General features: G+C 67.1%; 19 protein-coding genes and 1 pseudogene. 11 read left to right on the top strand and 9 right to left on the bottom strand.

Features of this window, described 5'->3' with window-relative positions; translation table 11 throughout:
- Nucleotides 1-27 precede the first annotated feature (27 nt).
- On the top strand, nucleotides 28-534 hold the full coding sequence (locus ACV959_RS03465; protein WP_475738532.1) for a DUF2721 domain-containing protein: 507 nt from the start codon (nucleotides 28-30) through the stop codon (nucleotides 532-534).
- A gap of 3 nt (nucleotides 535-537) precedes the next feature.
- Here the strand turns inward: ACV959_RS03465 and purB are convergent, their stop codons facing one another.
- Nucleotides 538-1,881 (bottom strand): adenylosuccinate lyase, encoded by a 1,344-nt coding sequence (purB, locus tag ACV959_RS03460; RefSeq protein WP_475738531.1) that lies wholly within the window; start codon nucleotides 1,879-1,881, stop codon nucleotides 538-540.
- 76 nt (nucleotides 1,882-1,957) lie between these two features.
- Nucleotides 1,958-2,395, bottom strand: coding sequence for a DUF4345 domain-containing protein (locus ACV959_RS03455; RefSeq protein WP_475738530.1), 438 nt, complete (start codon nucleotides 2,393-2,395; stop codon nucleotides 1,958-1,960).
- A 484-nt stretch (nucleotides 2,396-2,879) separates the two neighbouring features.
- Here ACV959_RS03455 and ACV959_RS03450 point away from each other — a divergent pair, with 484 nt between their 5' ends.
- Entirely contained in the window at nucleotides 2,880-3,602 is a 723-nt protein-coding gene (locus ACV959_RS03450; RefSeq protein ID WP_475739579.1) for a VIT1/CCC1 transporter family protein, read from the top strand.
- 81 nt (nucleotides 3,603-3,683) lie between these two features.
- Nucleotides 3,684-4,926, top strand: a pseudogene (locus ACV959_RS03445) (NAD(P)/FAD-dependent oxidoreductase).
- A 33-nt stretch (nucleotides 4,927-4,959) separates the two neighbouring features.
- Here the strand turns inward: ACV959_RS03445 and ACV959_RS03440 are convergent.
- Both ACV959_RS03440 and ACV959_RS03435 read right to left on the bottom strand, forming a co-directional pair.
- Nucleotides 4,960-6,261 carry a FecR domain-containing protein gene (locus ACV959_RS03440; RefSeq protein ID WP_475738529.1) on the bottom strand — a complete coding sequence of 434 codons (1,302 nt, stop codon included), beginning with the start codon at nucleotides 6,259-6,261 and terminating at the stop codon, nucleotides 4,960-4,962.
- A gap of 233 nt (nucleotides 6,262-6,494) precedes the next feature.
- Entirely contained in the window at nucleotides 6,495-7,094 is a 600-nt protein-coding gene (locus tag ACV959_RS03435; protein ID WP_475738528.1) for a PilZ domain-containing protein, read from the bottom strand.
- A 557-nt stretch (nucleotides 7,095-7,651) separates the two neighbouring features.
- On the opposite strand from ACV959_RS03435, the gene ACV959_RS03430 reads away from it, so the two are divergent.
- The 8 genes from ACV959_RS03430 (at nucleotide 7,652) to ACV959_RS03395 (ending at nucleotide 22,258) form a co-directional block, all read left to right on the top strand.
- Nucleotides 7,652-8,383 carry a cytochrome c biogenesis CcdA family protein gene (locus ACV959_RS03430; protein WP_475738527.1) on the top strand — a complete coding sequence of 244 codons (732 nt, stop codon included), beginning with the start codon at nucleotides 7,652-7,654 and terminating at the stop codon, nucleotides 8,381-8,383.
- Complete coding sequence (locus ACV959_RS03425; protein WP_475738525.1) at nucleotides 8,380-9,555, top strand: acetyltransferase domain-containing protein; 1,176 nt, start codon at nucleotides 8,380-8,382, stop codon at nucleotides 9,553-9,555. Before ACV959_RS03430 ends, ACV959_RS03425 begins: the two co-directional genes overlap by 4 nt.
- A gap of 140 nt (nucleotides 9,556-9,695) precedes the next feature.
- Nucleotides 9,696-12,296, top strand: coding sequence for an MMPL family transporter (locus ACV959_RS03420; RefSeq protein ID WP_475738524.1), 2,601 nt, complete (start codon nucleotides 9,696-9,698; stop codon nucleotides 12,294-12,296).
- Nucleotides 12,297-12,372: 76 nt separating this feature from the next.
- A complete protein-coding gene (locus tag ACV959_RS03415) occupies nucleotides 12,373-12,978 on the top strand; it encodes a DUF2147 domain-containing protein (protein ID WP_475738523.1) in 606 nt (201 codons plus the stop codon).
- 34 nt (nucleotides 12,979-13,012) lie between these two features.
- A complete protein-coding gene (locus tag ACV959_RS03410; protein ID WP_475738522.1) occupies nucleotides 13,013-14,755 on the top strand; it encodes an efflux transporter outer membrane subunit in 1,743 nt (580 codons plus the stop codon).
- On the top strand, nucleotides 14,752-16,005 hold the full coding sequence (locus tag ACV959_RS03405; protein ID WP_475738521.1) for an efflux RND transporter periplasmic adaptor subunit: 1,254 nt from the start codon (nucleotides 14,752-14,754) through the stop codon (nucleotides 16,003-16,005). Before ACV959_RS03410 ends, ACV959_RS03405 begins: the two co-directional genes overlap by 4 nt.
- 11 nt (nucleotides 16,006-16,016) lie before the next feature.
- The gene (locus tag ACV959_RS03400; RefSeq protein WP_475738520.1) at nucleotides 16,017-19,154 is read left to right on the top strand and encodes an efflux RND transporter permease subunit; all 3,138 of its coding nucleotides are present in this window, start codon (nucleotides 16,017-16,019) and stop codon (nucleotides 19,152-19,154) included.
- Nucleotides 19,151-22,258 carry an efflux RND transporter permease subunit gene (locus tag ACV959_RS03395; RefSeq protein WP_475738519.1) on the top strand — a complete coding sequence of 1,036 codons (3,108 nt, stop codon included), beginning with the start codon at nucleotides 19,151-19,153 and terminating at the stop codon, nucleotides 22,256-22,258. Before ACV959_RS03400 ends, ACV959_RS03395 begins: the two co-directional genes overlap by 4 nt.
- 32 nt (nucleotides 22,259-22,290) lie before the next feature.
- On the opposite strand, the gene ACV959_RS03390 is transcribed toward ACV959_RS03395, so the two are convergent.
- The 5 genes from ACV959_RS03390 to ACV959_RS03370 form a co-directional block, all read right to left on the bottom strand.
- A complete protein-coding gene (locus tag ACV959_RS03390; protein ID WP_475738518.1) occupies nucleotides 22,291-22,581 on the bottom strand; it encodes a hypothetical protein in 291 nt (96 codons plus the stop codon).
- A 141-nt stretch (nucleotides 22,582-22,722) separates the two neighbouring features.
- On the bottom strand, nucleotides 22,723-23,451 hold the full coding sequence (gene bluB, locus ACV959_RS03385) for a 5,6-dimethylbenzimidazole synthase (protein WP_475738517.1): 729 nt from the start codon (nucleotides 23,449-23,451) through the stop codon (nucleotides 22,723-22,725).
- Nucleotides 23,451-24,458 (bottom strand): threonine-phosphate decarboxylase CobD, encoded by a 1,008-nt coding sequence (gene cobD, locus ACV959_RS03380; RefSeq protein WP_475738516.1) that lies wholly within the window; start codon nucleotides 24,456-24,458, stop codon nucleotides 23,451-23,453. The genes bluB and cobD overlap by 1 nt, the downstream gene beginning before the upstream one ends.
- Complete coding sequence (locus ACV959_RS03375) at nucleotides 24,455-25,912, bottom strand: cobyric acid synthase (protein ID WP_475738515.1); 1,458 nt, start codon at nucleotides 25,910-25,912, stop codon at nucleotides 24,455-24,457. The genes cobD and ACV959_RS03375 overlap by 4 nt, the downstream gene beginning before the upstream one ends.
- Nucleotides 25,909-26,760 (bottom strand): cobalt-precorrin-6A reductase, encoded by an 852-nt coding sequence (locus ACV959_RS03370; protein WP_475738514.1) that lies wholly within the window; start codon nucleotides 26,758-26,760, stop codon nucleotides 25,909-25,911. Before ACV959_RS03370 ends, ACV959_RS03375 begins: the two co-directional genes overlap by 4 nt.
- Between the last annotated feature and the right edge of the window lie 8 nt (nucleotides 26,761-26,768).

The raw sequence follows: 26,768 nt of genomic DNA, 5'->3' as shown, positions 1-26,768 counted from the left end.
CTATAAAGCGGCCAAGCGAGGTCGCACATGCCCTTCAACGCACCGACGATCCTTTTAGACGCGCCGACGATCGACCAGCTTTCCAACGTCATCACCCAGGTGACCGGTCCCGCCTTTCTGCTGGCGGCGGAGGCCCAGCTCCTGAGCGTGCTGGTGTCGCGTCTCGACCGCATCGTCGACCGCTCGCGCGACCTCGCCGAACTCGACGAGGAAGACGCCAGGGCGCACCGCAAGATCGAACTGCCGATCCTGCGCAGGCGGGCCGTGCTCGTGCATCGCTCGATCTATTGGGGCGTGGCGAGCTGCGTTGTGACGAGCTTTCTCGTCATCATCGCCTTCGCGGCGGCGCTGCTGCGCCTGCGCCACGAATATGGCGCGGCGCTTCTCTTCGTCATCGCCATGGCGCTCTTCACCGCCGCCTTGATCGTTTTCGCGCAGGAAGTGCGGCTCGGCTATTCGGAGATCGACGCCAACGCCGTCAAGCTGCGCAAGCATGGCTGGCGGCGGGAGCCGGTCCCGCCGCGCATCGATTAGCGATCAGCCCGCGCCGAACACGCGGCGGAAGATCGTTTCCACATGTTTGAAGTGGTACGAGAGGTCGAACAGCTCATCCAACTCCGCGGGCGAGAGTTTCGCGCTCACGTCCTTGTCCTGGCCGAGCAGCGCGCGGAACTCGCCCTCCAGGTTGTCGTCCTGCGACGGGCGTCCTCCGGACGCCCTTTGCCAGACCGGCATGGCGTTGCGCTGAACCATCGCATAGGCGTCCTCGCGCGAGACGCCCTTTTGCGTGAGCGCGAGCAGCACGCGCTGCGAATGGACGAGACCGCCAAGCTTGTCGAGATTTTTCTTCATGCTCTCGGGATAGACGACAAGATTCTCGATGACATTCGTCAAACGCACGAGGGCGAAGTCGAGCGTCACCGTGGCGTCGGGGCCGATCATGCGCTCGACCGAGGAATGCGAGATGTCGCGCTCGTGCCACAGCGCCACATTCTCCATCGCCGGAATCGCCATGCCGCGCACGAGGCGCGCAAGGCCGGTGAGGTTTTCGGTGAGCACCGGATTGCGCTTGTGCGGCATGGCGGAGGAGCCCTTCTGCCCCGCCGAGAAATATTCCTCGGCCTCCAGCACTTCCGTGCGCTGCAAATGGCGGATCTCGATCGCGAGCCGCTCGATCGACGAGGCGACGACGCCGAGCGTCGCGAAGAAGGCGGCGTGCCGGTCGCGCGGAATGACCTGCGTGGAGACGGGCTCCGGCACGAGCCCCATCTTGTGCGCCACATATTCCTCGACGCGCGGATCGATATTGGCGAAGGTGCCGACGGCGCCGGAGATGGCGCAGGTCGCGACCTCCTTGCGCGCGGTCACGAGACGCTCGCGGGCGCGGGTGAATTCGGCGTAAGCCTGCGCCATTTTGAGCCCGAAGGTCGTCGGCTCCGCGTGAATGCCGTGCGAGCGGCCGATGGTCGGCGTGAATTTATGCTCATAGGCGCGCTTCCTGATCGCGGCGAGCAGCGCGTCCACGTCCGCGATGAGCAGGTCCGCGGCGCGCGACAATTGCACGGCGAGACAGGTGTCGAGCACGTCGGACGACGTCATGCCCTGATGCACGAAGCGCGAATCCGGCCCTATGAATTCCGCGAGATGGGTGAGGAAGGCGATGACGTCGTGCTTCGTGACCCGCTCGATCTCGTCGATGCGCGCGACGTCGAACTGCACGAAATCGGCCTTGTCCCAGATATTCTTGGCGCTCTCCTTGGGGATGACGCCCAGTTCCGCCAGCGCGTCGCAGGCATAGGCCTCGATCTCGAACCAGATGCGGAAGCGCGTCTGCGGCTCCCAGATGGACGTCATCTCGGGTCGGGAATAGCGGGGGATCATGGGGCCTCGGAGTAGGGGGACAGCCAGGCCGGACTGCGGCCTTCTCGTCTTCGGTTCGCAAATTCGCGCCGCGGGGTCAATCCGGCAGGCGGAAGACCCAGATCGCGACCGGAACAAGCGACGCCTCCATCGCCACATAAAGCATGAGCAGCGGCGCGGGCCTGCCGTCCGCGACGAGGCTGACGAGCCGGCCCGCGAAGAGGCCGCCCGCGAAGAGCGCGGTCGTCAGCACGGCCGCGTTCGTATAGCGGCGGTCGAAAGCGGCGTAGAGCCAGAAGCAGCCCAGCGCGAGATACAGGCCCATGACGGCGCGCAGAATGTGCGCGAAATCGGGGTCCAGCTCTTGCACGTCGAGGAAGACCGCCGCAAACCAGCGCGGCGAGACCCCGTAGAGCAGCGCGATGACCGACACGGCGCAAAAGGCGAAGATGAGGAAATATTTCTTTACCTGCATGTTCTTGTCTCGCTGTCCCGTAAGGCGGCGCAGGTTAGCATAGGCGAAGGGGGCGGACATGGAGCAGGATCGGCTGGCGCGGATAAAGGCGGGGGCGGTGGAGGAAGGCCGGCAAACTCTCGTCGTCTTCCTCTACCTCTGGGCGCTGCTCACCGTCTTCTCGCTCCACAAGGCTCTCATCTTCAACGAGGATCTACTGACCTACCAACAGGGTCTGGCGCTCATCAATGCGTTCGCGCTCGCCAAGATCGTCGTCATCGGCCGGCAGCTCCATATCGGCGATCCCAAGGAGGACGCGCCGGTCGCGCTGCCGGCGGTCGTCAAATCCGTCATTTTCGGCGCCCTGCTCCTTGTCTTCCATGCCGTCGAGGAGACGGCGCTCGGCGTCTTCCACGGCAAGACGGTGAGGGAGGCCATCCCGACCATCGGGGACGGTTCGCTGCAAGCCATTCTCATGACCGCCATCATCGCCACGGTCGGGCTCATCCCCTTCTTCGCCGTCGTCGAGCTCGAGCGCGTGCTGGGGACGCAGGAGTTGCGACGGCTGCTCTTCGGCAAACCTCGTCCCAAGGGCGCGCCGGGCGAGCATGTCGAGCGGCATTTCCTCAATTCCCAGGCCGTTCGCGACGTCGTCATCGGCATGGCCGACGGACTCACCGTGCCCTTCGCGCTCGCGGCGGGCATCACGGCGGCCATCGCCTCGACCCGGATCGTCGTCACGGCGGGCCTCGCGGAAATCGTCGCCGGCGCAATCGCCATGGGGCTCGGCGGCTATCTCGCCGCGCGGAGCGAGCATGAGCATTTCCTTTCCGAGGAGCGCCGTGAATATGGCGAGGTTGAGCGGCTTCCCGAACAGGAACGCAAGGAGTTGCGCGAGATCTTCGCGGAATACGGACTCGAACGGCCGGAGGTCGAAACCGTCGTCGCCGCGCTCTCGTCGGACAAGAAGCGCTGGGTCGATTTCATGATGCGCTTCGAACTCGGCCTCGAAAAGCCCGATCCCAAACGCGCGCCGGTGAGCGCTGCGACCATCGCGGCGGCCTATTTCGTCGGCGGCCTCATTCCGCTTGCGCCTTACATGGTCGAAGACGACGTCCATCGGGCGCTCGTCCATTCGGCGGCCGTCACCGGGGTCGCGCTGCTCGTTTTCGGCGCGGTGAAGGGCCAGCTCACGGGCGCGCATCCGCTGAAATCGGGCGTCCAGACCTTTCTCGTCGGCGGCCTCGCAGCGGGCGCCGCCTATTATCTGGCCTCGCTCTTCGGGTGAGCATGCGGCTTGCATCGCGAGCCCTGTCGCAGGCGCTCGGCGCGCGCCATATGCCGATCAGTCAGCTTCGGAGGTTCGCGGATGCAACGCGCGGATGTCATCGTTCTCGGCGCCGGCATGGTGGGCGTCTGCGCGGCGCTGCATCTGCAAATGCGCGGACGCGACGTCGTTCTCCTCGACCGGCGCGGCGCGGGCCTCGAGACCAGTTTCGGCAACGCCGGACTGATCGAGCGCTCGTCGATCTTCCCCTATCTTTTTCCGCGCGATCCGGCGCGGCTCGTCAAATATGCGCTGAACCTGCTGCCGGAGGCGCATTATCGCCTGTCCGCGATGCCCGCCGTCGGACCGTGGCTGCTGCGTTACTGGCGGGAAAGCGCGCCGGAGCGCGTGCGGCGGAACATCGCGGCGCGGCGTCCGCTCATCGAGCAGAGCCTGATCGAGCATGAAATCCTCATCCAGCAGGCCGGAGCGGGATCTCTCCTGCGCAGAACCGGCTGGCTCAAGCTCTTCCGCAGCGCGGCCAGCCTCGCGGCCGGCGTCGCCGACGCCGAAAGACTAAGGGAATTCGGGCTCCATATCGACATTCTCGACGCGGCCGGCGTCGCGGCGCGCGAACCCTCTCTCGCTGCGGTCGCGGGCGGCGTGCATTATCTCGACACGGCCTTTGTCAGCGATCCCGGCGCGCTGGCGAAAGCCTATGCGGATCTGTTCGTCTCACGCGGCGGCCGCTTCGTGTCAGGCGACGCGCTTACGCTCGCCGAAACGGGCGACGGACGCTGGCGCGTCGAGGCGGCGGACGGACCTGTCGCGGCGCGCGACGCTGTCGTCGCGCTCGGCCCCTGGTCCGACCTGGTTTACGGGCGTTACGGATACAAGATGCCGCTCGGCTTCAAGCGCGGCTACCACATGCATTACGCGCCGCAGCCGGGCGCGACGCTCGCCCACCCCGTGCTCGACGCCGACAACGGCTATCTGCTGGCGCCGATGGACAAGGGCGTTCGTCTCACCAGCGGGGCGGAATTCGCGCCGCGCGACGCGCCGCCGACGCCGGTGCAGATCGAGATGTGCGAGCCGATCGCGCGCCGCCTCTTTCCGCTGGGAGCGGCGCTCGACGCCGCGCCCTGGAAGGGCCGCCCGCCCCTGCCTGCCGGACATGCTGCCCGTTATAGGCCGCGCGCCGCGTCGCGAGGGCCTGTGGTTCGACTTCGGCCACGCTCATCACGGGCTGACGCTCGGCCCGGTGACGGGCCGGCTGCTCGCGGAAATGATGACCGGCGAGCAGCCCTTCATCGACCCCTACCCTTACCGCGCCGACCGCTTCTAGACGTTCGGCGCCGGCGCGGCGGAACGGAACGCCTCAGCGCAGCGGAGACGAATAATTGGCGTTCGCGAACAGATCGCCGAGCGAGAAGCCATAGTTCACGCCGACGCGCACGCCGTGCATGGCGCTGATGTTGCAGACGCCCATATTGAACGCGCCGGAGGCCGTCGCGGTGTTGAACGTCGGATAGCTGTGCTGAAAGTGAATGTAGAGATATTCCACGTTGACCGACAGGCCGGCGAAAAGGCCGACCTGCAGGCCGCCGCCGAAGGCGACGCCCGGCAGGAACGCGTTGCCCTGACTGACGCCGGCGCCGTAACCGGGGCCAATGACGTTGAGGCCGGACCAGCTCTTCGGCGCGACGACATGGCCATAGGCGAAGCCGCCCGTGCCATAGACCATGAAGCGGTCGAGGAAGACGTAGCCCAGCTTGCCGCGCACCGTGCCGACGTAGCCGTCACGCGAGCCGGAGGCGTAGCCGCCGATTCCATTCGTCCCGCCGGCGATCCCGGTGCGGTATTGCGCGTCCGTCTCGACGCCCGCGTAAACATTGGGAAGGACCATCAAGCCGTAGCCGAGCTTCAGACCGCCCATGAAGGCCGCGCCGTTCATCGGCACGGGATCCGCGAAATGCGTGTCGCCGATGGCTGTGCCGCCCGTGAAGCCGATGCTCGGCCCGCCGAAGGAGAAGGACGGCGGCGGCAAGGGCTCGGGGGGCGCGGCCGGGGAGCCCGGCGGCGATGCGGGCGGCGCCTCGCCCCGCTGGCCGGCGGGCGGCGGCGGCGCGCCCTTGCAGGTCGCGTCGAAGCTCCAGTCCTTCTTGCCGACGGTCTTGGGATCGGTGATCCCGCTGGGCGTCACGGTGACGAAAGTGCAGGGCGCGTCGAGCGTACGGCAGGCGCCGCCCGCAGTCGGGCAGACCTCGATCGCCCCTTCGTAAATGACCGCGTCGGTGCGGCCCGCGACGGCGCGAACGGCGAAAGTCGTGCCGCGCACGCCGATTGTCGCCGTCGGCGTGCGGACCTCGTAGCCTTTGTGATCGCCCGGCGCCGTCACGAAGCGAAAGGCGCCCTTGGCGACGTTGAAGCCGACGCCCGAAGCGCCCGCATAAACGAAGCTGTCGAGCTTCACGCGCGAGGACGGCCCCATCTGCAGATTGGCGCGGTCGACGAAGGTGAACTTGCCGCGGCTGCCGGCGCCCGTCGTCAGCACTTCCTCGAAATAGACGGGGTCGCCCGTCTTGAGACGCATCTCGCGCCCGTCGGAGGCGCCCCGCACGTCCTTTTCGATCGACGCGGCGGCGCCGATGGTTTCCGCCGCGCCGGCGGGCAGACTCATCGATCCCAAAGCTGAAAGCGCAATTGCCGTTTTACGCATCAGGCGCCCCAAAGCTTGTCGCGCAAGAATGTCATGCGAATCAAAAAACGCAGGCCGAACGGCCTCTTAGCGAAGAGCTATCGCAGGCGCGTCCGATGGGCGCAACGGATCCGGGCTGCGGGACGCCGGATTCTCTTCCGACGTGGCCATTCGGCAACAGTGGTTTCGCGCAGCGTTACGGCCGCGCCGAAGACTCAAAGCCTTGTGGCCTCGGTCAATTCGCCGTCCGCGAAGGGTTCCTCGAACTGGGCGACGAATCCGCCCTCGAAAATGCGGCCGACGACCGCCGTCTTGAGACCGAAGGCGACCCGGTCGCCGACGGCGATCGCGGCCGCCGATTCGACGCTGACGCCGGAAAGCGACACGTCGTTGATCCTGACGACTTTTTCCTTCCCGTCGGGCAATTTCACGCGCGTCCACTGCATTCTGGGCACGATTCGCCGGTGGCGGCGGGCTTCGGGAAGATCGTAGCGGTCGCGATTGGCGAACCAGACGAGTTGCGCGGCAAGTTTGCGGTGCTTGTTCTCGGTCAGCCGCAGACCGATCGCGAAACCGCCCTCGATATTGCGCTCGACATCGCCCTCGAAGCGGCCCAATTCCGAGACATAGACGACGATCCTGTCGCCATAGCGGGGTTTGATCGACGTCGAAAAAACCAGCTCTCCAGTCGACGCCTCGACGATTCGGCACGCATGCTCCTCTCCGCCGGGCAGCATGAAGCGCGCTTCGAGATCGACCGGGACGGCGTTGTGGATGCGTTCCCGCGAAACGTCCGTATTGATTTCTGCGGTCATAGACATATCGAGCGACATCCGCTGGCGAATTCCGGGGTCGACAATACGGACGACCCCCTCACGCCCGGTTAATGAGACCTTCGGCTCTCCCTGCCCGGACGCATTGCGCGCGGGGGCGCGAACGGCGCCCCCGCGCGTCATTCACGGCGGTTCCTGGAACGCCGGTTCGCGCCTTCAGGCAATCGAACGCGGCGGCGACGGGCGGTTCTTGTGACGCAGATACGCGACTTACCTGAAAAGCTGCGAAAGCTGATGCATGACGATCAGAAAGAAGGCAAGAATTCCAGCAATATAAATCATGGCCTTGAAAGTGGATGCACGGCTATGCTGAATCATTTCAGGTTTCCTCCTGCGAACCTCCCCCTGCTTTTTACAGAATAATTCTTATCGTGTACGAATAAAGAGCCAATTAAGGAAAAAATAAGCAGTCCAGATTACTATATGAAGCAGAGAAAGCCTCGCTCCGGCTCTCGCGCCTTCCGCGCTCGCGACGTCCGGCCTTTGCTCGCTGGCTCCGCCTGTGGCAGAAACGCGCAGCCCAATCCAAGAGGACCATCATGGCGGCCGATGTCACTTTTCCCGCGGCGGCGGCGGCGGGCCTGCTGTCCTTTCTTTCTCCCTGCGTGCTGCCGCTCGTCCCGCCCTATCTGACTTATCTCGCCGGCGTCTCGATGGAGGATCTCGAGATGGAGACGCGCTCGCGGGCGCGGCGGGACATCCTTTTTTCGGCGGTCCTTTTCGTCCTCGGTTTCACGACGGTCTTCGTCGCGCTCGGCGCCACGGCGAGCGCCTTCGGCGCCGTCATCCGCGCCAATCTCCATATTTTGTCCTGGGCGGCCGGGGCGATCATCATCCTCATGGGCCTTCACTTCGTGGGCCTGCTCAAGGTGGAGCTGCTCTATCGCGAGAAGCGCGCGGAGATCGCCAAGCCCATGGGCCTCTTCGGCTCCTATGTGATGGGCCTCGCCTTCGCCTTCGGCTGGACGCCCTGCATCGGCCCGATCCTCGCAGCGATTCTCGCCGTCGCGGGGACTCAGGAGACCGTGGCGCGCGGCGCGGCGCTGCTCGCGACCTATTCGCTCGGCCTCGGCCTGCCTTTCATCGGCGCCGGCTTCGCGCTCGGCCGCTTCCTCGCCTTCGTCGCGCGCTTCCGCAAGCATTTCGGCAAGGTCGAGAAGGTCGTCGGCGTTTTGCTCATCCTGACCGGCGTGGCCTTTCTGACGGGCGGAGTGCAGGAGATGTCGTTCTGGCTTCTGGAAATGTTTCCCGGCCTCGCGACGCTGGGATGAGCCCTGCGCGGGGCGAGACGGGTCGCGGCGACGCGCGCCTGCCGGAGATCGACCGGCTGCGCGGTCTCGTCATGATTGTCATGGCGCTGGACCACATGCGCGACTTCTTCGACGCCGACGCTTTGCGGTTCAGCCCGACGGATCTCGGCCGGACCTACCCCTTTCTCTTCTTCACCCGCTTCGTCACCCATTTCTGCGCGCCAGCCTTCGCCGTTCTCGCGGGGGTCGGCGCCTATCTCCATGGCCTGCGGCTGGCCGATCGGCGCGCGCTGTTCGTTTTCCTTGCGACGCGGGGCCTGTGGCTCATCCTGCTCGACATTGTCGTCATCAGTCCGGTCTGGGGGCCGGGCAAGATCGAACTGGGCGCGCTCTGGGCGATCGGAAGCGGCCTTCTCGTCCTCGCGCCGCTGTCGCTGGCGCCGCCGCGCTTCGCCCTGGCTTTCGGCGTCGCGACGATCGCCGGGCACAACCTTCTCGATGACGTCCACGCCGAGGCGCTTGGCGGTTGGGCGCCGCTCTGGCGGCTGTTGCACGAACGCGGACCGCTGCCCTTCGGCGCGCCGGGAGAAGCGCTTTATCCGGCCCTGCCATGGATGGGCGTCGTGGCGCTCGGCTATGGGCTAGGGCCGCTATTCGGGCGTCCGGCTGCAACGCGCGACGGCCTGCTGCGGCGGGCGGGGCTCTTCGCGCTGGCGCTGTTCGCGCTCTTGCGGGCGGGCAATCTCTACGGCGACCCGAAACCCTGGACCGCGCAGCCCGACGGCGTCTTCGCCATTCTGTCCTTTCTCAATCTGACGAAATATCCCCCGTCGCTCCTTTATCTTTCGGTCACGCTCGGCGGCGCGGCGCTGGCTCTGCCGGTCATGGGGCGGCTCAGAGGGGACGCCGGAAGCGTCCTCGACGTCTTCGGCCGCACCCCTCTGCTTTTCTACGTGGCGCATCTCTACCTCGGCGTGGCGGGGGCGCTGGCGGCGGCCGCGATGCGCGGCTACACGATTGAAGACATTGGCGCTTTTGCCAGATCCGGAAATCCGCCCGCGGATTTCGGGGCCGGGCTCGCGGGCGCTTACGCCGCCTGGATTCTGGTCGTGGCCGCGCTCTTTCCCGTCTGCCGTTGGTTCGCGGGGCTGAAGCGGCGACGGCCCGACCTGTGGCTGCTCAGTTATCTTTGACGCTTAACTCTCCTCCTTCAATGACCGCGCCCCGCCGCCGGGGGCGGCTTGGTGCGCGGCCGTCTCGCGGGTATAGAAGAAGGCAATAAACGGCGGCCGGTTCGCTCAGGGAACGCCGCCCTAGGGTCCGGGGTCGGGTAATGCTGGAAAAACTGGTGGCCTTCTGTCTTCGTTGGCCCTGGACGGTGGTTCTTCTCACGCTGGCGATGACCGGCGGCGGCGTTTACCTCACCGTCGACCGTTTTGCGATCGACACGGACACGACAAATCTTTTCTCCCGCGACATGGCCTGGCGAAAGAACCAGATCGCGCTTTATCGCGCCTTTCCGCAGATCGAGAATAGCATCGTCGCGGTCATCGACGCCAAAACCGGCGAGGCTGCGAACGATGCGGCCGCCCGCCTCGCCGCCGACCTGAAGGACAAGCCGCTGATCCGGCGCGCCTGGCGGCCGGACGATCCGTCCTTCTTCATGAAGAACGGCCTGCTCTACCTCGACCTTCCCGAGCTCGAGCACACGATCGGCATGATGCTCGGCCAGCGCGACGTGCTGACGCCGCTCGCGGAGGATCCGACCTTGCGCGGGCTGTCGACCGTCCTCGTCGCGAACCAGAAGCGCGCCGCGGGCGGCGAGCGCGCCACCGCCCTCTATCTCGCCGGCCTCGACGAATTCTCCCGCGCCTTCGAGGAGACGCTCGCCGGGCGGGCCGCGCGGGTCGACTGGGAGAAACTTCTGTCGGGCGGCAAGACCGACGCCGCGCCGGCCGGACCGCCGCTCGACAAGCGCCGGATCGTGTTGATCGACCCCGTCATCGACTTCACGGCGCTGCAGCCCGGCGCCGACGCCATCGCGGTCGTCCGCAATGCGGCGGCCGAGCTGGGCCTGACAAAAGAAAACGGCTTCGTCTTCCGCCTGACCGGCGAAGTGCCGCTCGCCGACGAGGAATTCGCCACGCTCTCCGAGAACATGGCGCTGAACACGGCGGGAACGCTTGTCATCGTCTCGCTCATCCTTTTTGCGGCGCTGCGCTCGCCCAAACTGATCCTCGCCGTATTGGCGACATTGCTCTCCGGCCTCGCGCTCACCTCGGGCGCCGGCGTCCTGCTCATCGGCCGGTTCAACCTCATCTCCGTCGCCTTCGCCGCGCTGTTCATTGGGCTCGGCGTCGATTTCGGCATCCAGTTCGCCACGCGCTACCGCGAGGAGCGCCACGGCCATGGCGACCTCGAACGCGCCCTCCTCCAGGCCACGCAGGGGATCGGCGGATCGCTCACGCTGGCGGCCGTCTCGCTCCTCGCCGGCTTTTTCTGCTTTCTGCCGACATCTTTTCTGGGCGTCGCGGAGCTGGGGCTCATCGCGGGCGTCGGCATGATCATCGCCTATGTCGCGACGCTGACCTTTCTGCCGGCGGCGATCAAGCTGCTCAACCCGCCCGCCGAGCATGTGCCGATCGCCACCGCCTCGCTGGCCTCCGTCGATCACTGGATCGCGCGTCACCGCAAGCTCGTGCTGTTCCTGACGGCCGTCGTGGTCGGGGCCGGAACGCCCTATCTGCTGCGGGTGCGCTTCGACTCCAATCCGATGAATTTGCGCGATCAAACGGTCGAATCCGTCGCGACCTTTCTCGATCTTTCCAAAGACCCCAAGACCGCGCCGAACAAGATCGAGGCGCTTGCGCCCTCCCTCGCGGCGGCGCGCGACCTGAAACAGAAGCTGCTCGCCCTCCCGGAGGTGGACCATGTGGACTCGATCGACTCGCTGATCCCTGCGGACCAGGACGAAAAACTGGCGCTGATCGAGCGGGCGTCGAACGGCCTGCGCGCCGCGCTCTACCCGAAGGAGAAACCGGCCCCGACCGACGCGGAGACGGTCAAGGCGCTGGCCGGCGCCGCGAAGGCCCTGCGCGCCGCGGCCGGCAAGAAGCCCGCCCCAGCCCTCACGCGCGTCGCCGCCGCGCTCGACGGCCTCGCCAAAGCGACCCCGGCGGTCCGCGAGGCGGCGCGCGCGGCCGCGTTTACGGGCTTCGAAAAGCTTCTCGGCCAGATGCGCGACGCCTTGAAGGCGCAGCGCGTCTCGCCCGATTCCATCCCGGAGGACATCCGTTCGGACTGGATTTCCGCCAAGGGCCAGGTGCGGCTCGAGATCACGCCCAAAGGCGACAGCAACAACCTCGACGTGATGATGCGCTTCGCCGACGCCGTGCTGGCCGTTGCGCCGGAGGCCAGCGGAGCGCCCGTCATCATCTCCGAGGCCGGCAAAACCGTGACCCGCGCCTTTCTGGAGGCGGGAGTCTACGCCTTCGTCGCGATCTTCCTGATCCTCGCCGTTGCATTGCGCAATCCGATCGACGTCGCGCTCACGCTCGGGCCGCTGGTCCTCGCCGGAATCATGAGCCTGCAGGCGGCGGAAATCCTCGGCGTGTCGCTCAATTTCGCCAACATCATCGCCCTGCCGCTGATGTTCGGCGTCGGCGTCGCCTTCCACATTTATTACGTCATCGCCTGGCGCAAGGGGATCGTGGATATGCTGGCCTCGAGCCTCACGCGCGCGATCTTCTTCAGTTCGCTCACTACCGGAACGGCTTTCGGGAGCCTCTTCCTGTCGAGCCATCCGGGCACGGCCAGCATGGGCGCATTTTTGACGATTTCATTGTTTTTCACCCTGCTCGCGGCCTTCATCATCGTGCCGGCGTTCCTCGGACCGCCGCGCCATCCCGCGGAGGGCGGCGCCAATGCGACTTGACGAAAGCGGGCGTTCGGCCTTTCGCTACGCGATAGGGGCTTGCCGGGAATCAAACATGGACCAGGGGTCGGGCGTCATGAACAGACTATTGATCAGCATCGCCGCCGCGACGATCCTTGGCGCGCCGCTCGCCGCCGACGCCGCGGAGACCATCTACGGCGTATGGGTTCGCGAGGGACATCCGACGGACAAGCTGGAGTTCTTCGACTGCGCCGGCAAGCTTTGCGCCAAGGGCGTGCTGCCCATGCTCGACGGCCGCCCGCCGCCGCTGGTGCTGCGCAGCGCGGCGAAGACCGGCCCGAACAGCTGGAAGGGCGATCTCTTCAATCCGGAAGACGGCAAGACCTACACCGGAAAAATCACCTACGATTCAACGAACCAGCTCACGCTGACGGGATGTCTCGTGGCCTTCCTTTGCCAGAGCGAAACATGGACCCGCGTGTCCGGCCCGACGAAGCCCGCCGCCACGGCGGAGCCCAAGGGGGAGGGCAAGGCGGAAGCGAAAGGCGAGGGCAAGTCGCACGACGGGCATGAGGGCGCGAAGGCCGCAGGGGCCGACGCCGCCAAGGCGGCGGGACACGAAACGGCCAAGCCCGCAAAGCCGGCCAAGACCGGCGAGCCGAAGCCCGCCGCGGCGAAGCCGGCCGCGCATCCGAAAGCGCCCGCCGGGGAAGAACAATGATCGCGGGAATTCTCCCCCGTTAACGATAGGTAACTTGACGCTCGTCCTGCGGCGCGCGAGCTTGAGCGGCGTCGGTTTCGCCAGCCGATTATTACATGTCTCGCCGGCTTGCCGCCCGCGCGAGACTCCGTCGCCCGGAACGGGCGCCCCTTCGAGCCAATTTCGCGCAGGGCGTTCAGATTCCGGGCGCGTTCGCCGCTGCGTCAATATTGGAGTTGCACTTCTGTCGACCGCCGGCGCCACGCACCGCCTGTTTTTCCTTTTCCGGCGCTCCGCGTTGCTCGCAGCGGCCGCGCTCGGCCTCGCCGCCTGCGACCTGGAATGGGAAAAGCCGGACCTGGCGATCCCGCCGCCGCAGCAGTTCCGGGAAGCCACGGCCGCCTCATCGTCGCCAGTTCCGAAAGGGGCGGACTTCGCCGCCAAGTTCGGATCGAAAGAGCTGACCAAGCTCGTCGAACAGGCGGTGGGCGACAATCTCGACATCGCCGCCGCCGTCGCCCGCATCTCGCAGGCCGACGCGCAGGCGCGGGTCGCGAGCGCCGCGCTGTGGCCGAACGTCTCGATGCAGGACGTCGCCCGCACCAACCGCGTGCCGGGCACGACGCTCAATGTCGGCGGCGCCGGCGGCAACATCAACCCCGCGACGGTGGGAACGCAGACGGCCGCGACGGGCTTCCGCGCCCGCCATTTCGGATTCTTTCAGCTCGGCCTGAACGCGAGCTACGAAATCGACTTCTGGGGCAAGAACGAGGACGCCTCCTACGCCGCGCGCCTTCTCGCCAACGCCAGCCGGTTCAATCGCGACACGGTGGAAATTTCCACCGTCGCAGCAGTCGTCAACGCCTATTTCCAGGCGCTCGCCGCGCAGGACCGGCTGCGCATCGCGCATGACAACGTCGCGATCGCGGAGCGCGTCAACCGCGCCATCCAGGCCCGCTTCGAGGCCGGCACGGCGAGCGCCCTTGACACCGCACAGCAGGAGTCGGTGCTGGCCCAGGCGCGCGCCGCCATTCCGCCGCTGGAACAGACCCTGCGCCAGACGAAGAACCAGCTCGCCGTCCTCGTCGGCCAGACGCCGGAAAGCGTCGATGTCAAGGGCGGCTCGCTGACCAAACTGACCTTTCCGCGCGTCACGCCGGGGCTCCCCTCCGAGGTGCTCCTGCGCCGCCCCGACGTGGCGGAGGCGGAAGCGCGTCTTGCGTCGCAGGAATTTTCGGTCCTTCAGGCGCGCGCCGCCTTCTTTCCCTCGATCACGCTCACGGGCCAGTACGGCGTGCAGACGGCGCTGTTGCGCAATCTCATCCGCCCAGAGGCGATCGCCTGGCAGGCGGCGACAAGCCTCGCCCAGCCGATCTTCGACGGTTTCAACCTGCAGGGACAATACGAGCAGCAGAAAGCCCGCTACGCCGAGCTTGCGGCGCTTTATCGCAAACAGATACTCACGGCGCTCTCCGAAACGGAAAACGCGCTCATCGCGGTGAAGGAGACGGAAAAGCAGCTCAAGCTTCAGGCGGCGGCGGCCGCAGCCGCCCAGCGCGCGCTGACGGCCGCCGAGATGCGCCTTCAGGAGGGCACGATCGACATCGTGACCCTTTCCACGACCCAGACGACGCTGTTTCAGGCGCAGGATCAGGTCGCGCTCGCCCGTCTGGCTTACTTTCAGGCGGCGACGAGCCTATATCAGGCGCTCGGCGGCGGATGGTCCCCCACGACGAGAGACGCCGAGATCGCTTACGCCAACGCCGTCTATGAGGCGGACAAGGGAATATTTCCATGACCGGCGCCAACCGGCGCGTCTATGTCGCGCTCGCCGTCCTCGCGCTGGCCATGGCCGCCGGGTCGGCCTATCGCGCCGGCGTGCTCCCGGGTTTTTCAGGGGCGTCGAAGCCCCTGGGCGACGGCGGCGACCCGAGTGGAAAGGGACGCGGCGACGAAGCCGTGACGGTGACGACGGCGCCGGCGCGCGTCGCCGACGTGCCGGTGACGATCGACGCCGTCGGCACGGTGCAGGCGCTCAACACGGTCACGATCCGCACCCAGGTCGACGGCCAGCTTTTGCGCCTCCATTTCAACGAGGGGCAGGATGTCAAGAAGGGCGACGTTCTCGCCGAGATCGACCCTGCGCTCTACAAGGCGCAATACGACCAGGCCGTCGCCAAAAAGGCGCAGGACGAGGCCAATCTCGCCAATGCGCGCGTCGATCTGTCGCGCTACGAGAAGCTCGTGGCCGGCAAGTTCCTCTCCCACCAGCAATATGCGACGCAGAAGGCGCTGGTGACGCAACTCGAGGCGCAGGTGCGCGCCGATCAGGCGGCGATCGACAACGCCAGAACGACGCTCGACTATGCGACGATCCGCTCGCCGATCGACGGGCGCGTGGGAATCCGGCTCGTGGATGTAGGAAACATCCTGCATCCGTCCGACCAGACGGGCATCGTTGTCGTGACGCAACTCAGGCCTATCTATGTGTCGTTCACCCTTCCCCAGCAGGCGTTGCCGGCGGTGCAGAAGGCCCAGTCGCACGGCCCAGCAAAGGTCCGCGCGCTCGGCTCCGACAATGCGACCACGCTGGAGAGCGGCGAACTGGCCGTCATCGACAACCAGATCGACCCGCTGACGGGAACGGTTCGACTGCGGGCCATTTTCGCCAACGACGATCTCGGCCTGTGGCCCGGCCAGTTCGTGAACGTGCGGCTCATGCTGGATACGATCCGGGACGCCATCGTCGCCCCGAGCCCCGCCGTCCAGCGCGGCCCGAGCGGCGCCTTCGTCTATGTTCTCGGCGACGACGGTCTCGCCCATATGCGGCCCGTCAAGACCGGACGACAGGACGAACGCATCGTCGTCGTGACGTCGGGCCTCGACGCGGGAACGACAGTGATAACCAGCGGTTTCTCCCGTCTCTCCGACGGCGCCAGGGTCCGCATCGCGAATGCGGACGAGAGCCCGCCGGAACCGCGGGAGCCCAAGCGCGGCGACGGCCCGCGGGAGCGCGGCGCGCGAGGCGAGGACGCTCCGAAAAGGTGACCTGACGCGGCATGAATGTTTCGGCGCCCTTCATCAAACGGCCTGTGGCGACCTCGCTCCTGGCTTTCGCCGTCCTTCTGTTCGGCCTCCTGGGCTACGCCCGTCTCTCGATCTCCCCGCTGCCGCAGGTCGATTTTCCGACGATCCAGGTCACGACCCAGTTGCCGGGCGGCAATCCGGACACGATCGCCTCGCTCGTGACGGCCTCGCTCGAACGCCAGTTCGGGCAAATTCCGTCTCTGACGAGCATGTCGTCGCAAAGCTCCTTCGGGCTGTCGCAGATCACGCTCCAGTTCGATCTCGACCGCGACATCGACGCCGCCGCGCAGGACGTGCAGGCGGCGATCAACGCCGCCGCCTCGACGCTGCCGCGCGACCTGCCCTACCCGCCCGTCTACGCCAAGGTGAACCCCGCCGACACGCCGGTGCTGACGCTGACGTTGCGCTCGAAGACGGCGACGCTGCGCGATTTGAGCGATCTGGCCGACACGCTGATCGCGCCGCAGCTCTCCCAAATCTCGGGCGTGGGCCGCGTCTCGGTGGCGGGCGGCGTGCGGCCGGCCGTTCGAATCGAGGCCGATCTCGCGCGCCTCGCGGCGAACCGCATCGGCATGGAGGATCTCCGGCAGGCCGTCGCGAGCGCGAACAACGCCGGCGCCAAGGGTTCGCTCGACGGCCAGCGGCAATCCTACACGCTCGACGCCAACGACCAGATTCTTCAGGCGAAGCAATACGAGACGATCATCGTCGCCTGGCGCAACAATGCGCCGGTGATGCTGCGCGACGTCGCCAGGGTCGTCGAAGGGCTGGAGAACGCCCGCGTCGGCGGCTGGCACGACGGCGAGCAAGCCGTCGTGCTCGACGTGCTGCGCCAGCCGGGCGCCAACATCATCGCCACCGTCGAACTCGTGAAACAGGCGTTGCCGAAGCTGCGCGCCGCGCTGCCCGCCGGCATGGCGCTCGACATCGTCAACGACCGCACCGACACGATCCGCGCCTCGATCCACGAGGTCGAACTCACGCTCGTCATCGCGGCCGGCCTCGTGGTGGCGGTGGTTCTGATGTTTCTGCGCAGCTGGCGCGCGACGCTCATCGCAGGAGTCAGCCTGCCGCTCTCCATCATCGCCACTTTCTTCGTGATGTGGGCGGCTGGCTTCTCGCTCGACAATCTGTCGCTGATGGCGCTCACCATCGGCACCGGCTTCATCGTCGACGACGCGATCGTGATGATCGAAAACATCGTCCGCAACATCGAGATCGGCAAGAAGCCGGTCCAGGCGGCGCTCGACGGCGCGCGGGAGATCGGCTTCACGGTCGTCTCGCTCACGGTGTCGCTCATCGCGGTGTTCATTCCGCTGCTGTTCATGACCGGCGTCGTCGGGCGCATGTTCCGCGAATTCGCGCTGACGCTCACCATCGCCGTGGTGATTTCCGCGATCGTCTCGCTGACGCTCACCCCGATGCTCTGCGCGATCCTGCTGCGCAGCGCCCCCGCGCGGACGCCTACGGCGTGGGAGATCGTGTCGCTGTGGCTCGACCGCGCCTATTACCAGTCGCTCGACTGGGCGCTGAAGCGGCAGAAATTCATGCTCTTTCTCACCGGCGCGGCGCTGGCGCTCACGGTCGCGCTCTATGTCGTCATCCCCAAGGGCTTTCTGCCGCGGCAGGATACGAGCGTCCTGAGCGTCGTGCTGGAAGCGGCGCCCGACGCCTCCTTCGAGCGCATGAAAGCCTTGCAGGCGAAAGTGGTCGACGTTTTCCGCAAAGATCCGGAAGTCGTCGGGGTGACGTCCCTTCTCGGCGTCGGCCCGCTCAACGCCACCACCAACGTCGGCCGCCTCACCGTGACGCTGCGCAGCCGCGACGTGCGCACGGCCGGCGCCGACGCGATCGCGGCGCGTCTGAAGGCGGCGGGCGAAAGGGTCGCGGGCGCGGCGCTTTTCATCGAGCCCGTGCAGGACATCCAGATCACGACCCGGCCGTCCCGGTCGCAATATCAATACACGCTCACCTCGGCGAACAGCGAGGAACTGCTGCTTTGGTCGAACCGGCTGCTCGCCCAGTTGCGCCGCGCGCCCGGCCTCCAGAACGTCGCGGCGGAGACGCAGGACGGCGGCCTGCGCGCGCTGATGCGCATCGACCGGGACAAGATGGGCCGGCTCGGCATTTCCGCGCAGGACGTGGACAATGTGCTCAACGACGCCTTCGGCCAGCGCCAGATTTCGACGATCTACACCCAGTCGAACCAGTATCGCGTGATCCTGGAGGCGGCCCCGCAATATATGCGCGACACGGCCGCCCTCGAAAAGCTCTATGTGGCGCCGGTGGGCGGCGGGCCGCAGACGCCGCTCGCGGCCTTCGTGACAACCGAGCATGTCTCGGCGCCGCTCTCCGTCGCGCATCAGGACCAGTTCCCGGCCTCCACCATCAGCTTCGATCTCGCGGACGGCGTGGCGCTCGGAGACGCGGTGAAGATGATCGCCGCCGCGCAGGCCGCGATCGGCATGCCCTCGTCCATCGTGGGCGTCTTTTCCGCCGACGCCGCCGAATTCAACAAGTCGCTGGCGAGCGAGCCCTGGCTGATCCTCGCGGCGATCATCGCCATCTATGTCGTCCTCGGCGTGCTCTACGAGAGCTTCGCCCATCCCTTCACCGTGCTCACCACCCTGCCCTCGGCGGGCGTGGGCGCGCTGCTCGCGCTGATGATTTTCCGGATCGACCTGTCTATCGTAGCGCTGATCGGCGTCGTGCTGCTGATGGGCATCGTGAAAAAGAACGCCATCATGATGATCGACTTCGCGCTGGAGGCGGAACGGGTCGAGGGGCTCTCGCCGCGCGACTCGATCGTGCGGGCGGCGCATCTGCGCTTCCGGCCGATCATGATGACGACGCTCGCGGCGCTGTTCGGCGCCCTGCCTCTCGCCATGGCGCGGGGCGACGGCAGCGAATTGCGCATTCCGCTGGGAATTTCCATCATCGGCGGCCTGCTGCTCAGCCAGGCGCTGACGCTCTATACGACTCCGGTCATCTATCTCCAGGTCGACCGGCTGCGGCGGCGCTTCCTCCGCCGCCCCCTCGAAGCGCCGACGGAGCCCGCCTCCCCCGCGCCGGAGGAAGCGGCCCCGCCCCGGCGCGAGGCCGCTGAATGAACGTTTCCGCCCCCTTCATCCGCCGGCCGGTCGGGACGACGCTTCTCGCCGCGGCGCTGTTTTTGCTCGGGGCGGTCGCCTATTTCTCCCTGCCTGTCGCGAGCCTGCCGGCGATCGACTTTCCGGTGATCAGCGTCAGCGCCGCGCGTCCCGGCGCGGACCCGGAGACAATGGCGGCCTCGGTGGCGGCGCCGCTCGAACGGCGCCTGTCGGGCATCGCCGGCCTCAACGAACTGACCTCGACGAGTTCGCTCGGCTCGACGCAAATCATCGCCCAGTTCGACATCGACAAAAATCTCGACGCCGCCGCGCGCGACGTGCAGGCGGCGATCAACGCCGCCCTCGTCGATCTCCCGTCCGACCTCCCGGCGGCGCCGATCTTCCGCAAGGCGAGCCAGTCGGGCATGCCGGTGCTGGTGCTGGCGATGACATCGGACACTCTCCCGACGAGCGCAATCTTCGACGCCACGGACTCGGTCATCGCCCAGCGCATTTCCCAGGTTCCCGGCGTCGCCGAGGCGCGCATCGCCGGGGCCGAACAGCCCGCCATCCGCGTGCAGGTGGATTCGGCGCGGCTCGCGGCGATGAACATCGGCGTCGCCGAGGTGGCGCGCGCGCTCTTCGGCGCCAACGCCCATTCCGCCGTGGGCTCGCTCGCGAGCCCGACGCAGGAGATCACGCTTGCGACGACCGATCAGCTCTCGACGCCCCAGGACTATCGCGACATCGTCATTGCCGCGCGCAACGGCGCGATCGTGAAGCTCGGCGACGTGGCGACGGTGGAGCAGGGCGTGCGCAACCGCATGTCCGCGGGCTGGTTCAACGGCAAGCCCGCCGTGCTGGTGATCGTGACGAAACAGGCCAACGCCAACGTCATCGAGACGGTCGATCAGATCAAGGCGCTGCTGCCGCAGATGCAGCAATGGATTCCGACCGGAATCAAGATCGACATTCTCGCGGACCGCACGCAGACGATCCGCGCCAGCGTCCACGACATCCAGTTCACGCTGGCGATTTCCGTCGGTCTCGTGATGATGGTCGTCTTCGTCTTTCTGCGGCGCGCGACGCCGGTGATCGCCGCCGGCGTAACGGTGCCGCTGTCGCTCGTCGGCGCCTGCGCGGCCATGTGGCTCGCGGGTTTCTCCATCGACAATCTTTCGCTGATGGCGCTCACGATATCCGTCGGCTTCGTCGTCGACGACGCCATCGTGATGATCGAAAACATCGAGAGCAACATCGAGCGCGGCATGAGCCGGATCGACGCCGCCCTCCTCGGCTCGAAGCAGATCGGCTTCACGGTCGTTTCGATCAGCCTGTCGCTCATCGCGGTCTTCATCCCCCTCCTGTTCATGGAGGGCGTGATGGGGCGCCTTCTGCGCGAATTTTCCTTAACGCTCGCTTTCGCCATCGTCATCTCGACGATCGTGTCGCTGACCGTCACGCCGATGATCTGCGCCTGGCTGCCGATGCCGAAACCGAGAGAGGAGAAGACGCGCCTCGACCGCGTCATCGAGGGCGCGCTCGACCGGATCGTATCCTTTTACGCGCGCTCCCTGCGGCCCGTCGTCGATCATCCCTGGATCACGCTCGTCGTGATCCTCGTCACGGTCGTGTGGACCGTGCAGCTCTATCGCACCATCCCGAAGGGCAATCTGCCGCAGGACGACATCGGCCTCATCAACGGCACTGCGGAAGCCGCGCCCGATGTTTCCTTCGCCGAGATGTCGCGCCTGCAACGGGCGGTCAACGATGTTCTGATGAACGATCCGGACGTCGCCAACGTCGGCTCCTTCATCGGCGCCGGCAATCTCACAGCCTCCGGAAACCAGGGGCGCCTCTTCGTGTCCCTCAAGCCCGCCGGCGAGCGCAAGGCGACGAGCGTGGAGGTGATCGCAAGGCTGCGCAAGGAGTTCGCCAAGATTCCGGGCATCAGCGTGTTCATGGTGCCGTCGCAGGATCTGCGCAGCGGCGGGCGGCGCAGCAAGGCGCAATATCAGTTCACCCTGTCGGACGCCTCGATCGACGAGCTGGAGGAATGGCGCGGCAAGGTGGTCGCGCGGCTCAAGCAACTGCCGGAGCTCGTCGACGTGACCTCCGACAAAGAGCAGGGCGGCCTGCGCGCCTCGGTCGTCATCGACCGCAACGCCGCCTCGCGCATGAACGTGCCAATCGCCTCGATCAACGCCGCGCTCAACAGCGCCTTCGGCCAGCGGCAGGACACGATCATCTACACACAGCGCAACCAGTATCGCGTGATCTTCGAGACGCCGCCGTCGCGCCAGCAGGACATTCGCGATCTTGCCGGCGTTTACGTCTCCAACGACAACGGCCTGCAGGTTCCGCTGACGGCGCTCGCCCATATCGAGCGCGGGTCCATGCCGCTCGTCGTCAATCACCAGGGCGTGCTGCCGGCCGTCACCATCTCGTACAATGTCGCGCCGGGCTCGACTCTCGACGCCGCGACCACCGCCATCGAAACCGCCATCGCCGAGATGAACCCGCCCTCCGGCCTGCGCGCCGGCTTCGCCGGGGACGCGGCGGACTTCAAGAAAGTCGCGGCGGGCATGGCGACGCTCATTCTGGCGGCTCTTCTCGCCGTCTACATCATCCTCGGCATTCTCTACGAAAGCCTCGTTCACCCCATCACGATCATTTCGACCCTGCCCTCGGCGGGTCTCGGCGCGCTTCTGTCTCTCGAGCTCTTCGGAGCCGAATTCACCGTGATCGCCTTTATCGGCATCCTGCTGCTCATCGGCATCGTGAAGAAGAACGGCATCATGCTCGTCGATTTCGCCCTACAGGGCGAACGCGAGCTGGGGCTTTCCATTCACGACGCCGCGCTGGAGGCGGCGCGGGAGCGGTTCCGGCCAATCGTGATGACGACGCTCGCGGCGATGTTCGGCGCGCTGCCGCTGGCTTTCGCGACGGGCATTGGCGCGGAGCTGCGCCGACCGCTCGGCATTACAATCATCGGCGGCCTGCTCCTCAGCCAGGCGCTGACGCTTTATACGACGCCGGTGATCTATTTGCTGATGAGCAAATTGCGCCGCAAGAAGGCGGCGACGGAATTATCGGCGGGGCGCGCCGGCGCGCCGGCGGCCTGACGCGGCGGCCGCAGGGCGCGATTGGGCGACGTTCAATGCGGCTCAGCGTCGTCCGGATGTTCGAAGAAGAAACGCAGCACCTGCGCCTTGCCGCAATCCTCGATCGGCACGTGCCAGAACTTGGAGTCCATGAAGGGGAAGCGCTCCATCGGCAGATGGATCTCGGTGAGGCGCGCGTGATTGTCGAAGCCGCGCAGCATGGCGCTTTCGAGCAGCTTCAGCAGCTCTTCCTCGCGCTCCGGCACCTCCGTCACGGTCAAGATCGTGTTGTTGGCGAGCGAAAAGGCCTTGTCGAAGTATTGCTCGAAATTCGCCGTCGCCATGGTCCCGGTCTCCGCGCTCCTCACATAGAGCAGTGTCGACTATCGAACGACTCCGCGTCCGGCTCAACTCCGTTCCTCTGCGAGGCTTAAGAGCCGGTTTCGGGCCGGACGAGCGATCGTATCGATCATGCTCACGAAAATTTAAGGCGGGTTTGTGGAGGACGGGGCGCGCCCCCACCGATCCTCGTAGACGAGGTCGCGCAACGGCAGGCGCGACGCCCAGCGCTTCACCTCGAGTTCGGGCCGGCGATAGGCGCGATCGACGTAGCCGACGCAGAGATAGGCGACGACGGCGATTCCTTCAGGAATATCGAGAATTTCCCGCAGATCGCCCTCCCGCAGGATGCTCACCCAGCCAACCCCCACGCCCTCTGCGCGCGCCGCGAGCCAGAGGTTCTGCACCGCGCAGGCGGCGCTCAGCAGATCCGTATTGGGCTGTTGAGTGCGGCCGAGCCCGGTCGCGCCCTGGCGGCTCCGGTCGCAGGTGACGCAGATGTTGAGCGGCGACTTCAGAATGCCTTCGAGCTTCAGGTTGCGGTAATGGGCGCGGCGCTCGGGGTCGATGATCCGCTCCTCCTCCTGCGCCGCGCGCAGAAAGGCCGCGTGAACCGCGTGGCGCACCGAACAATCGCGAATCACGATGAAATTCCATGGCTGCATCAGACCCACGGAGGGCGCGTGATGGGCGGCGTCGAGCAGGCGCATGATCACGTCGCGGGGCACCTCCTCGTCCAGAAACTCGTTGCGAACGTCACGGCGCGAATAAATGGCGCGATACACCGCGGCGCGCTCCGCCTCGCTGAACGGACCGGCCGGCGCCAGCTCGTCCGCGACGTTTCGCCACGGCTCGAAAGGAGGGTCCGCGCTCATCAGCCGATCTCCAGCGCGGCCATGAGCCGCGCCCAGGCCGCCTCGCCGCCCGGCAGGCCGAAACGCAGCCAGTCCGGCCTTTCGGGAAAGGCCCGCGCCAGCACCCCGCCGCGGCACAGGCGGTCGAACCACTCGGGCGCCCGATCGTGCCGCGCGAGACGGAAGAGCGCGGTTCCGCCGAGGAGGGTGAAGCCGGCGCGCTCCAGCGTGGAATCGAGACGCGCCGCCTCCGTGGCGCAGGCGGCGGCGACGGCGTGCAGCCAACGGGAGTCCGCGAGCGCGCGCGCGCCGACGGCGAGGGCGGGACCAGAGACCGCCCATGGTCCGAGGGCGGCGCCGAGCCGCGCCGCGCGCGCGGGCGCGCACAGGGCGAAGCCGAGACGCAGGCCGGCGAGTCCATAGGCCTTGCCGAAGGAGCGCAGGACGATCACGCTCTCCGTCGCCGCATGGGCGACGGCGCTGTGGGCGGGCGTGAAATCCGCGAAAGACTCGTCGACAACGAGAAGCCCGCCCTTTCGCGCCATCTCCGCCGCGATGCGCGCAATGTCGCCCTGCGTCGACATGCGGCCGTCCGGGTTATTGGGATTGACGATCACCGCGACCTCCGCGCGCGCGAGCGCCTCGAGGCTCTCGACCGTTTCGACCTTCGCCCCGGCGGCGGACCAGCAGGCCGCATGCTCCGCGTATGAAAAACCCAGCACAGCGACCCGGCGCGCGGGAAAGACGCGCGGCAACGTCTGGATGAAGGCCTGCGCGCCTGCGCCGGCGACGACCGCCGCCTCCGACGGAACGCGATAGGCGGCGCGCGCCGAAGCCTCGAGGGCGGCGAAGGCGTCCTCGTCGGGCAGCCGCGCCCACGCCTCCGGCGCGAGCGGCGGCAGGGGATAGGGGTGCGGATTGATCCCCGTGGAGAGATCGACCCATGGGCGCGGGGCGTCGGGATAAAGGCGGCGCGCGGCGTCCAGTCGGCCGCCGTGCGCGACCGGCGCAAGAGCGATCGCGGTCATCGCGCGATCTCCCACAGCGCATCGAGATCGATATGCCTTTCGCAATGGACGGCGAGCGCGTCGAGCGTTTCGTCGATCGTTTCCTCGAAACGCAGGGAAGAGGCCGGCGCGCCGATCATGCGCAGAAACGCCGAGCGCAGGGCGTCATCCGCGAATAGCCCGTGCACATAGGCGCCCATGACGCGCCCGTCGCGCGACACGGCGCCGTCGTCGCGGCCGTCCTCGAAATGCAGGACCGCGCGCGCGCAATCCGGGCCCGAGGTTTCGCCGACATGCATTTCATAGCCATGAAAGGGCGCGTCGAACACTCCCGCGCGGCCCGCGACGCGCGTGAGCGTCTTCGCGCCGGTCAGCGTCGTCGCGACGTCGAGCAGGCCGAGGCCGCTCGCCTCGGAGACGTCGCTTTCCACGCCGAGCGGATCGCGAATGTCGCGGCCGAGCATCTGATAGCCGCCGCAAACGCCGAACACGCGCCCGCCGCGCCGCACATGGGCGAGAAGGTCGATGTCCCAGCCATTGGCGCGCAGGGCCGCGAGATCGGCGATGGTGGCCTTGGAGCCCGGGAGAACGACGAGTTGCGCGGCCGCGGGCAACGGATCGCCGGGCGCGACGAAAACAACGTCGACGCCGGCTTCCGCCTTCAGCGGGTCGAGGTCGTCAAAATTGGCGATATGCGGCAGGAGCGGAACCGCGACGACGACGCCCTCGCTTGCCGAACTCCGTTGCGCGCGAAGGCCGAAAGCGTCTTCCGCCGGCAGGCGCGACGCGGCCTCGAAATAGGGCACGAGGCCCAGCGCGCGCCAGCCGGTGCGCTCGGCGATGTAGCGCATGCCGCTCTCGAACAGCGAGGCGTCGCCGCGGAATTTGTTGACGATGAAGCCCTCGATCATCGCGGCGTCTTCTGCGTCGAGCACCGTCTTGCAGCCGACGAGCTGCGCGATGACTCCGCCGCGATCAATATCTCCGACGAGCACGACCGGCGCATTGGCCTCGCGCGCGAACCCCATATTGGCGATGTCGTTGGCGCGCAGATTGATCTCCGCCGCGCTGCCGGCGCCTTCGATAATGACGAGGTCGCTCCGCGCTTCAAGCCGCGCAAAGCTTTCCATCACGGCGGGCTTGAGGCGCGGCTTCCAGTCCTGATAGTCGCGCGCCTTCGCCTGCCCCGCGATGGCGCCGCGCACGATCACCTGAGATCCGTTGGCGCCCTGCGGCTTTAGCAGCACCGGGTTCATGTCGACGCCGGGCGCGAGCCTCGCCGCGCGCGCCTGCAACGCCTGGGCGCGGCCGATCTCGCCGCCGTCCGCCGTCACCGCGGCGTTGTTCGACATGTTTTGCGGCTTGAACGGCGCGACGCGCAGGCCGCGATTGGCGAAGGCGCGCGCGAGGCCCGCGACGACGAGCGATTTGCCGACGTCGGAGCCCGTGCCCTGGATCATCAGCTTGCGGCTCATGACGCGAGCAAGGCCATGACGGCGTCGAGATCATGCGCGACGCGCGCGCCGTCGCGCGCGGGCGGCGCGATCATCACGACCGGCAGTCCCAGTTCGCGCGCCGCCTCGATCTTGGCGTAGGTGAGCGCGCCGCCGCTGTTCTTGCTGACGACGAGCTCGATGCGCTTTTCGCGCAGGAGGGCGATTTCGTCCTCCCGCGCGAACGGCCCGCGCGCGCAGATCGTCTCGCAATTCGGCGGGAGGTCGCGCGCGTCCGGCGGCTCGATCACGCGCAGGAGATAATCATGCCAGGGCGCGGCGCGGAAATCGGCGACGGCCTGCCGGCCGATCGTGAGGAAAACGCGGCGCGGCGTCTCTCCCAGCGCGCGGACGGCGGCGGCGTTGTCGGCGGCCTCGATCCAATTGTCGCCCGCCGCGGCGCGCCACGGCGCGCGCGCATAGGCGATCAGCGGCAGGCCCAGCGCCGCGCAGGCGGCTTGCGCATTGGCCGACATCCGCGCGGCGAAGGGATGCGTCGCGTCGACGACGCACTCGACGCCCGCCTCGATGAGATAGCGCTTCAACCCCTCGACGCCGCCGAAGCCGCCCACCCGCGTCGGCGCCGCCAGCGCCGCCGGCGCGCTGGTGCGACCCGCGAGCGAGGCGATGGCGTCATAGCGCGGATCCGCCGCGAGGCGCGCGGCGAGCGCGCGGGCCTCGCTCGTGCCGGCGAGGAGAAGGACGCGCTTCCTGTCGCCATGGCGCGCGGCGCGCACCGGCTCAGCGCCCGCTCGCCGATCCTGGCGCGCGTCCCCGCCTTCCGCGCCGCGCAACGACGGCGAAGCCGTCTCCTTGAACTCCTCACGCAAGACGGGCG

It is taken from the genome of Methylocystis sp. Se48 (genome assembly GCF_056269425.1).
The sequence above is the reverse complement of the archived record's forward strand: the minus strand, read 5'-3'. Positions and strand labels throughout refer to the sequence as shown.